Here is a 9,680-nt window from a genome sequence, read left to right as displayed (position 1 = left end):
ATATGGAAGTCGCTTAGCTTTATTCCGCCATAGCTCAGTTGGTAGTAGCGCATGACTGTTAATCATGATGTCGTAGGTTCGAGTCCTACTGGCGGAGTAGTTAATTAAAAGAGGTTAGGTCCTCTTTTTTTGTTATTTAATTTATAATCTATTTTGTGTTATTTGGTGAGATACATTTTTCTTAGAGATAGAGGAATATTAGACGGTTTTTGAAGGTTACATTTCTGAATCAGACTTACACAATCAGGACAAAGTGATGATTTTCTTTAGTGTATCCCTATTAACAATATCCATAATTTGGAGATTAGGTTTTTTAATAGCAAGCAGTTTTGTGATAAATGTAATTGTTCTATATGATTCTTTTTATAGATTATATTGAAATTTTTTATAGCTAAATTCTCAAACTAAGTTCCACTGGTTTTAATAATACTTGATTTTATTGATTTTGTAGTCGAGTAGACCTCATTTTTAACTCAAACGTCTTACACTTAATTCCACCATAAAAATTCGTTTTAGACTAACTTCCACTTCGGCCAGTTAAGAGCATTTAATCAAAAGTTTTAAGTCGGTCTTTTTAGGTATTTAATCGTTTGACATTTAGGTAGTAAATTTGTTCCTATTCTGTCAACTTTTCCTTTTTGTTATTTTGTTGAGATTGGTATTTTAACAATTCAGGAATTGATAGTGAATGTGTAAAATTTTTTGTTAGAATAAGCTTATAAAAAGTAAAGGGGTATAGTCTTATGTTACAAAAGATTTATGAGCAGATGACGGATTTTTATAGAAATATTGAAGAAGAGTATGGTACGTTCTTCGGAGATTATTTTGACTGGGAACATTTTCATTTTAAATTTTTGATTTATTATCTTTTCCGATATAGCATTGGGAGCCATCGGGATTTTATCGTTTACCATTATCGTGTTGCTTATCGTTTGTATCTTGAAAAATTGATAATGAATCGGGGATTTATTTCGTGTTGAGATGTTTTGAGTAAATTTCCGAACAAATTCACTTTTTTTATGGAAAGATAATAATAAATAGCTAGTTATTTTTATAAATCATTTTTTAATAGTTGGAAATAGCAAATCTTTCTATTGTTTCTTCTTGATAAAAAGGCGATTTTTTCTTATAATAAATTGTAAGATATAATTGCAGGTGAGAGTCCTGCCATGTATGTGAGAAAGGAAGAGCCTGAGGGCTCAGACAAGATTATGACTTCAGTTGTTGTTGTAGGTACCCAATGGGGTGATGAAGGTAAAGGGAAGATTACAGACTTCCTTTCAGCTAATGCAGAAGTGATTGCACGTTACCAAGGTGGTGATAATGCAGGTCACACGATTGTGATTGATGGTAAGAAATTTAAGTTGCACTTGATTCCATCTGGAATTTTCTTCCCTGAAAAGATCTCTGTTATTGGGAATGGTATGGTTGTAAATCCTAAATCTCTTGTGAAAGAGTTGAGCTATCTTCATGAGGAAGGTGTTACAACTGATAACTTGCGTATTTCTGATCGCGCGCATGTCATTTTGCCTTATCATATCGAGTTGGATCGCTTGCAAGAAGAAGCTAAGGGCGACAATAAGATTGGGACTACAATTAAGGGAATTGGTCCAGCTTATATGGACAAGGCTGCTCGTGTTGGGATTCGTATCGCAGATCTTTTGGATAAAGATATTTTCCGTGAGCGTTTAGAACGTAACCTTGCTGAAAAGAATCGTCTTTTTGAAAAATTGTATGACAGTAAAGCGATTGCTTTTGATGATATTTTTGAAGAGTATTACGAATATGGTCAACAAATTAAGAAATATGTGACAGACACGTCTGTAATCTTGAACGATGCGCTTGATAATGGTAAGCGTGTGCTTTTTGAAGGTGCACAAGGTGTTATGCTAGATATCGACCAAGGTACCTATCCATTTGTTACGTCATCAAACCCTGTGGCTGGTGGTGTTACGATTGGTTCAGGTGTTGGTCCAAGTAAGATTGACAAGGTTGTAGGTGTATGTAAGGCTTATACGAGTCGTGTAGGAGACGGTCCTTTCCCAACTGAGTTGTTTGATGAAGTGGGAGAACGTATCCGTGAAGTGGGTCATGAATATGGTACAACAACTGGTCGTCCACGTCGTGTAGGTTGGTTTGACTCAGTTGTGATGCGTCATAGCCGTCGTGTTTCTGGTATTACTAATCTTTCATTGAACTCTATCGATGTTTTGAGTGGTTTAGATACAGTGAAAATCTGTGTGGCCTATGATCTTGACGGCCAACGTATTGACTACTATCCAGCTAGTCTTGAGCAATTGAAGCGTTGCAAGCCTATCTATGAAGAGTTGCCAGGTTGGTCAGAAGATATTACTGGAGTTCGTAATTTGGAAGATCTTCCTGAGAATGCGCGTAACTACGTTCGTCGTGTGAGTGAATTGGTTGGCGTTCGTATTTCTACTTTCTCAGTAGGTCCTGGTCGTGAACAAACAAATATTTTAGAAAGTGTTTGGTCCTAAGAGATTTTTAAGATTTGTTTAAGATAGGTCGGGTATACTATAGACAGTTACAAGAAGACCTCCTAACTTGTTGTAACAAATATCCTAAACTTTTCTTTTTCATAATAATCTCCCTATAAAGTCACCGCATTCGGTGGCTTTTTTTGTCTTGGGATTCATGATATAATAATAAAATCGATAAGTAAGAAAAGGGAAATTGATGAATTATAAAGTTGAAGAAAAAGAAGTCTTTATGAGAGAGGCCTTGAGAGAGGCTGAGATTGCTCTTGAACACGATGAAATTCCAATTGGTTGTGTGATTGTCAAGGACGGAGAAATCATTGGTCGCGGGCATAATGCGCGTGAAGAGTTGCAACGAGCGGTTATGCATGCGGAGATTATGGCCATAGAGAATGCGAACCTGAGTGAGGAGAGTTGGCGCTTGCTGGATTGCACGCTTTTTGTGACCATTGAGCCCTGTGTCATGTGTAGTGGGGCGATTGGCCTCGCCCGTATTCCAAACGTGGTCTATGGGGCTAAAAACAAGAAATTTGGCGCTGCTGGGAGTTTGTACGATATCTTGACAGATGAGCGTCTCAATCATCGTGTGGAGGTTGAAACGGGAATTTTGGAAGATGAATGCTCAGCTATTATGCAGGACTTTTTTAGAAATAGACGGAAAAAATAATTTTGCTTTTAAAATGAATAGGAATGTGATATAATAAATAGTGGAGCAACAGTTCTGCGTGAAGCGGGTCAGGGGAGGAATCCAGCAGCCCTAAGCGATTTGAATTGTGTGCTCTTTTTTTCGTGCTTTTTCCGAATAAATAAGATAGAATAATCTAGAATAGATGATAATAGAAAAGAGAAGATGATGAAAATTCGTGGTTTTGAATTGGTTTCTAGTTTTACAGATGAAAATTTATTGCCCAAGCGTGAGACAGCGCATGCGGCTGGTTACGACTTAAAGGTTGCTGTGCGTACAGTTATCGCTCCAGGAGAGATTGTATTAGTTCCGACAGGGGTTAAGGCTTATATGCAACCGACTGAGGTTCTCTACCTCTATGATCGTTCTTCAAACCCTCGTAAGAAGGGTTTGGTTTTAATTAACTCGGTTGGGGTCATTGATGGGGATTATTATGGAAATCCTGGGAATGAAGGGCATATTTTTGCTCAGATGAAGAATATCACAGACCAAGAGGTTGTTCTTGAAGTTGGAGAACGTGTTGTCCAGGCTATCTTTGCTCCTTTCTTAATTGCAGATGGAGATGCGGCTGATGGCGTTCGAACTGGTGGATTTGGATCGACTGGGCACTAGAATGAAGATTATCTTTGTACGTCATGGGGAGCCAGATTATCGTGAGTTAGAGGAGCGTTCTTATACGGGATTTGGGATAGATTTGGCGCCCTTGTCTGAGAAGGGACGGCAACAAGCCCAGAAACTGAGCAAAAATACCTTGCTTCCTTCAGCTGAAATAATCATATCTTCTGCAGTCACAAGAGCTTTAGAAACGGCTTCGTATGTGGTCTGTGCTACGGGTCTTCCTTTAAGAGTAGAGCCTTTATTACATGAATGGCAGGTCTATAAAACAGGAATAGAAAACTTTGAAACAGCTAGAAGACTGTTTTTAGAAAACAAGGGGGAGTTGCTTCCTAATAGTCCTATTCAATATGAGACAGCTACGGAAATGAAGTCTCGGTTTCTAGAATGTATGTCTAAGTATCGAGAACATCAGACTGTGGTAGTTGTTGCTCATCGAATGCTCATGCGCCAGTTTGTGCCAAATGAGAAGATTGATTTTTGCCAAGTGATTGAGTGTGAGTTAGAGATATAGAAAGAGGTTTGTCATCGCAAAGAAAAAAGCGACATTTGTATGTCAAAATTGTGGGTATAATTCCCCTAAATATCTGGGACGTTGCCCCAACTGTGGGTCTTGGTCTTCTTTTGTGGAAGAGGTTGAGGTTGCCGAGGTCAAGAATGCGCGTGTGTCCTTGACAGGTGAGAAAACCAAGCCCATGAAACTAGCTGAGGTGACTTCCATCAATGTCAATCGAACCAAGACGGAGATGGAGGAATTCAACCGTGTGCTTGGAGGCGGAGTGGTACCAGGAAGTCTCGTCCTCATCGGTGGGGATCCTGGGATTGGGAAATCGACTCTTCTCCTACAAGTCTCAACCCAATTGTCTCAAGTGGGAACTGTTCTCTACGTCAGTGGGGAGGAGTCTGCCCAGCAGATTAAGCTACGAGCAGAGCGTTTGGGAGATATTGATAGCGAGTTTTATCTCTATGCAGAGACCAATATGCAGAGCGTTCGAGCTGAGGTGGAGCGTATCCAACCAGATTTTCTCATCATCGACTCCATCCAGACCATTATGTCTCCTGAGATTTCAGGGGTACAGGGATCTGTTTCTCAAGTGCGTGAGGTGACAGCTGAACTTATGCAGCTGGCCAAAACCAATAACATTGCCATCTTTATCGTAGGGCATGTGACCAAGGAAGGAACCTTAGCTGGTCCTCGTATGTTGGAGCATATGGTGGATACGGTGCTTTACTTTGAAGGGGAGCGTCACCATACCTTCCGTATTCTGAGAGCGGTCAAAAACCGTTTTGGTTCCACTAATGAGATTGGGATTTTTGAGATGCAGTCGGGCGGTTTGGTTGAGGTCCTCAATCCGAGTCAAGTTTTCCTAGAAGAGCGTTTGGATGGAGCAACTGGTTCCTCCATCGTTGTGACCATGGAAGGGACGCGTCCTATTCTTGCAGAAGTGCAGGCCTTGGTGACACCGACCATGTTTGGAAATGCCAAGCGTACGACGACAGGACTTGATTTTAACCGTGCTAGCTTGATTATGGCTGTTTTGGAAAAGCGGGCAGGTCTTCTCTTGCAAAATCAGGACGCCTATCTTAAATCTGCTGGCGGTGTCAAATTGGATGAACCTGCCATTGACTTGGCCGTTGCTGTTGCTATTGCTTCGAGCTACAAAGACAAGCCAACTAATCCTCAGGAATGTTTTGTCGGAGAACTAGGCTTGACAGGTGAAATTCGGCGCGTGAATCGTATCGAACAACGCATCAACGAAGCTGCTAAACTGGGCTTTACTAAGATTTATGTACCTAAGAATTCCTTGACAGGAATCACTCTGCCTAAGGAAATTCAGGTCATTGGCGTGACAACGATTCAGGAAGTTTTGAAAAAGGTCTTTGCATAATCCGTGACAAATTCTCTTAAAAATGATAAGATAGGAGAAATATTTGACTATCAAATTTTCAAGGAGGGAATCGTGTCGTATTTTGAACAGTTTATGCAAGCTAATCAGGCTTATGTTGCCTTACATGGGCAGTTAAATCTGCCACTTAAACCCAAAACAAGAGTAGCTATTGTGACCTGTATGGACTCTCGTCTGCACGTTGCGCAAGCTCTGGGCTTGGCACTTGGGGATGCTCATATCTTGCGGAATGCAGGTGGTCGAGTGACTGAAGACATGATTCGTTCGCTAGTTATTTCCCAGCAACAAATGGGGACAAGAGAGATTGTGGTATTGCACCATACAGACTGTGGTGCTCAGACCTTTGAAAATGAACCTTTTCAGGAGTATTTAAAAGAGGAATTAGGTGTAGATGTGTCAGACCAGGACTTCTTGCCCTTCCAAGATATAGAAGAGAGTGTACGCGAGGATATGCAACTGCTTATCGAGTCTCCCCTAATACCAGACGATGTCACTATCTTTGGTGCCATTTACAATGTTGATACAGGAAGTATGACAGTCGTAGAATTATAAATACTTCATTTAGAAAGAAAGTGTATGAAGAAAAGCAGTATTTTATTTATTTTTATTTTATTGCTATGTATTGGTTTACAGTATGAAACCATCTACTATACGGACGGTTCGAGGTCAGGTGCGAAATATGGACTAATGGGAGTTTCTATCTTTCTAGCTCTCTTTTACATGATTCCGGCTCTTTATTTTCTCTTCCGTATTGGGAAAAAATGGGAATTGCCAAAGAAGGTTTTGATTCTGTCTTTATTGGGAGGGATGTTCCTTTCAGGCTGGTTGTCTAGTTTTGCTAATACTTATATCCATGATTTACTGGGGGTTCTTTTCCCAGATAGTACATTTTTAAATGCTTTTGAAAGTGCTATTGTGGCTCCTTTGGTAGAAGAACCCTTGAAATTATTGCCACTTGTTTTTGTTTTGGCTTTGATTCCTGTGCGAAAATTAAAATTTTTGTTTTTACTTGGAATTGCTTCCGGTTTGGGATTCCAAATGATTGAGGATATTGGTTATATTCGTACGGATTTGCCAGAGGGCTTTGACTTTACTATTTCGCGAATTTTAGAGCGTATCATCTCAGGAATTGCCTCTCACTGGACTTTTTCAGATCTAGCTGTAGTAGGTGTTTACTTGCTTTACAGAGCCTATAAAGGGCAGAAGGTTGGCAAGAAACAGGGTCTTATTTTTCTAGGTTTAGCCTTGGGAACTCACTTCTTGTTTAACTCTCCTTTTGTTGAATTGGAGACAGAGTTGCCTTTAGTGATTCCAGTGGTTACGGCTATTGCTCTCTATGGTTTTTATCATGCTTATTGCTTTGTTGAGAAACACAATGAGTTGATGACCTAGAATATTTTTCAAAAGAATGATGCAAGGGTACAAATATGGTGCCCTTCTTTTATTTTTGATTGAAAAATAGTGCAAAAAGCGCTACAATGGTAGATGGAAAATCTTGTGAAAAGCACAAGCGATACATATATACCGGAGGAAATCATGTCTTTTTCTGATTTAAAGCTGTTTGCCCTTTCTTCTAATAAAGAATTGGCAGAACGTGTGGCGCAGGAGATTGGGATAGAGTTGGGGAAATCAAGTGTTCGCCAATTTTCAGATGGAGAGATTCAGGTCAACATCGAAGAATCAATCCGAGGGAAACACGTCTTTATCCTACAATCAACTAGCTCGCCTGTAAATGACAATCTGCTTGAAATTTTGATTATGGTGGATGCTTTGAAGCGTGCGAGTGCAGAATCTGTCAATGTTGTCATGCCTTACTATGGGTATGCACGTCAGGATAGAAAGGCGAGAGCGCGTGAGCCAATCACTTCAAAACTTGTCGCAAATATGCTTGAAGTAGCTGGAGTGGATCGTTTATTGACCATCGACTTGCATGCTGCGCAGATTCAAGGATTCTTTGATATTCCTGTGGATCATTTGATGGGAGCTCCTCTGATTGCGGATTATTTTGAGCGTCGTGGCATGGTTGGTTCGGACTATGTGGTTGTCAGCCCAGACCATGGAGGGGTGACTCGTGCTCGTAAGTTGGCAGAATTTTTGAAAACATCTATCGCTATCATTGATAAACGTCGTAGCGTTGATAAGATGAATACTAGTGAAGTCATGAACATCATCGGTAAGGTCGAAGGCAAGACTTGTATCTTGATTGATGATATGATTGATACGGCTGGAACGATTTGTCATGCGGCAGATGCTCTTGCGGAAGCTGGTGCTGTTGAAGTCTATGCAAGCTGTACGCACCCAGTGCTTTCTGGTCCTGCTATGGACAATATCCAAAATTCAGCTATTAAGAAATTGGTTGTTTTGGATACCATCTATCTGCCAGAAGAGCGTTTGATTGATAAGATTGAGCAAATTTCAATCGCTCATCTTCTAGGGGATGCTATCGTACGTATTCATGAAAAACGACCACTTTCTCCACTTTTCGGTATTGAGAAAAAAATTTAATGACCAAGCCTGAGATGGTTCTCAGGTTTTTTCGTCTTTTTTCCGAATAAATATAGTCAATTGAAACAAGAACAAGACAAAAGAGCCTCGTAAAAGGTATTGCAACTTGGTAATACCTTTTTGAGATGCTTTTTGATATGAGCCCATGTCTTCTCAATAGGATTGTACTCAGGTGAGTAGGGAGGAAGGGGTAAAAGTTTATGCCCAAACTCTTCACACAAGAATTCTATCCTAGCTATTCTATTGGAATCTTGCATTATCCATAATAATAACTGAGGGTGTATTTAATGTCGGTAAGAGAAATTTCTGAAACCAAGCTTCAAAAAAGTCGCTCGTCATTGTTTCTTGGTAAGTTATTGGAGCGATTAACTCACCATTTGTTAGCCCTGCAACCAAAGAAATCCCCTGATATCTTCTTCCAGAGACTTTACCTCCTATTAACTGACCTTTTGATGAGCGACCATATTCTCGATAAAAGTAAGTATCGAATCCTGTTTCATCAATATAAACAGGTGCTAAGTGCTTTAAACTATTAAAATTCTTAAGAAATAAGGCTATTTTTTCTGGGTCTTGTTCATAGTAGGTGTGGTTCTTTTTTTCGAGTGTACCCCATAAATTTGAGCGCATAGTGGATAGTAGTTGGATGACAGCCAAATTCAGAAGCTATTTCAGTCAAATAAGCGTCTGGATTGTCAGTAAGATAGTTTTTAAGTCTATCTCTATCAACTTTTCTTGGTTTTGTTCCTTTTACTTGATGGTTTAGCTCTTCTGTTCCCTCTTTTAGCCTTAACCAGCCATAAATGGTATTACGTGAGATTTGGAAAACCTGTGATGCTTTTGTTATACTACCTGTTCGCTCACAATAGCCGAGAACTTTTTTACGAAAATCTATTGAATATGCCATAAGAAGATTATACAACATTGTGTACTGTTTTTGGTTCATTTTACTATAGATAGAAGCAGTGAATCTAGCAAACCTAGATTTAAAAATGTGCTATAATGAAAGGAGAGAAAGAATGATTCTCAGACATCCGGGCATTAGCCCGACCAATGATTTGGTTGCTAAGAAGATTTTTAGCAATCCGGAAATCACTTGTCAATTTATTCGCGATATGCTGGATTTACCAGCAAAAAATGTGACCAATTTGGAGGGAAGTAATATTCATGTCTTGCCTTCCATGCCCTATTCGGCGCAAGATTTCTATACCAGTATAGATGTTTTGGCGGAGTTGGATAATGGTACGCAAGTTATCATCGAAATTCAGGTTCATCATCAGAATTTTTTCATCAATCGTTTATGGGCTTACCTTTGCAGTCAGGTCAATCAAAATCTTGAAAAAATTCGTCAACGAGAAGGTGATACTCACCAGAGTTATAAACACATCGCACCCGTTTATGCAATCGCAATCGTGGACAGCAATTACTTTTCAGATGACTTGGCTTTTCACAGTTTTAGTATGCGAGAGGATA

Annotated in this window: 10 protein-coding genes, 1 tRNA gene, 1 other RNA gene and 1 pseudogene; 12 read left to right on the top strand and 1 reads right to left on the bottom strand. The window is 39.8% G+C overall.

The window, feature by feature from the left end:
- The first annotated feature begins 23 nt into the window (after nt 1–23).
- The 11 genes from HT709_RS02010 (at nt 24) to HT709_RS01960 (ending at nt 8,210) form a co-directional block, all read left to right on the top strand.
- Nucleotides 24–97 (top strand) — tRNA-Asn (locus tag HT709_RS02010).
- Between the two features lie 646 nt (nt 98–743).
- Entirely contained in the window at nt 744–980 is a 237-nt protein-coding gene (gene comW, locus HT709_RS02005) for a sigma(X)-activator ComW (RefSeq protein WP_172925464.1), read from the top strand.
- Nucleotides 981–1,211: 231 nt separating this feature from the next.
- Nucleotides 1,212–2,498: an adenylosuccinate synthase gene (locus tag HT709_RS02000; protein WP_001832534.1), complete on the top strand. Its 1,287-nt coding sequence runs from the start codon at nt 1,212–1,214 to the stop codon at nt 2,496–2,498.
- A gap of 199 nt (nt 2,499–2,697) precedes the next feature.
- Nucleotides 2,698–3,165: a tRNA adenosine(34) deaminase TadA gene (gene tadA / locus HT709_RS01995; RefSeq protein ID WP_172925463.1), complete on the top strand. Its 468-nt coding sequence runs from the start codon at nt 2,698–2,700 to the stop codon at nt 3,163–3,165.
- A gap of 32 nt (nt 3,166–3,197) precedes the next feature.
- Nucleotides 3,198–3,295, top strand: an RNA gene (ffs, locus tag HT709_RS01990) — signal recognition particle sRNA small type.
- Nucleotides 3,296–3,351: 56 nt separating this feature from the next.
- Entirely contained in the window at nt 3,352–3,795 is a 444-nt protein-coding gene (locus HT709_RS01985) for a dUTP diphosphatase (RefSeq protein ID WP_020900461.1), read from the top strand.
- Nucleotide 3,796: 1 nt separating this feature from the next.
- Nucleotides 3,797–4,312 (top strand): histidine phosphatase family protein, encoded by a 516-nt coding sequence (locus HT709_RS01980; protein ID WP_172925465.1) that lies wholly within the window; start codon nt 3,797–3,799, stop codon nt 4,310–4,312.
- A 13-nt stretch (nt 4,313–4,325) separates the two neighbouring features.
- Nucleotides 4,326–5,687, top strand: coding sequence for a DNA repair protein RadA (gene radA / locus HT709_RS01975; protein WP_074017595.1), 1,362 nt, complete (start codon nt 4,326–4,328; stop codon nt 5,685–5,687).
- Between the two features lie 72 nt (nt 5,688–5,759).
- Nucleotides 5,760–6,257: a carbonic anhydrase gene (locus HT709_RS01970; RefSeq protein ID WP_007285146.1), complete on the top strand. Its 498-nt coding sequence runs from the start codon at nt 5,760–5,762 to the stop codon at nt 6,255–6,257.
- Between the two features lie 24 nt (nt 6,258–6,281).
- Nucleotides 6,282–7,097, top strand: a complete 816-nt coding sequence (locus tag HT709_RS01965; RefSeq protein WP_172925462.1) for a PrsW family intramembrane metalloprotease — start codon at nt 6,282–6,284, stop codon at nt 7,095–7,097.
- Nucleotides 7,098–7,241: 144 nt separating this feature from the next.
- Nucleotides 7,242–8,210 carry a ribose-phosphate diphosphokinase gene (locus tag HT709_RS01960; RefSeq protein ID WP_000010159.1) on the top strand — a complete coding sequence of 323 codons (969 nt, stop codon included), beginning with the start codon at nt 7,242–7,244 and terminating at the stop codon, nt 8,208–8,210.
- A 56-nt stretch (nt 8,211–8,266) separates the two neighbouring features.
- Here the strand turns inward: HT709_RS01960 and HT709_RS01955 are convergent.
- A pseudogene (locus HT709_RS01955) lies at nt 8,267–9,114 on the bottom strand (IS630 family transposase).
- 112 nt (nt 9,115–9,226) lie between these two features.
- Between HT709_RS01955 and HT709_RS01950 the strand changes: the two are divergent.
- On the top strand, nt 9,227–9,680 hold a 454-nt coding region (locus HT709_RS01950), incomplete at its 3' end, for a PD-(D/E)XK nuclease family transposase (protein WP_172925461.1).

This window comes from Streptococcus sp. 1343, from assembly GCF_013277355.1.
Lineage (GTDB): Bacteria > Bacillota > Bacilli > Lactobacillales > Streptococcaceae > Streptococcus > Streptococcus pseudopneumoniae.
The sequence above is the reverse complement of the archived record's forward strand: the minus strand, read 5'-3'. Positions and strand labels throughout refer to the sequence as shown.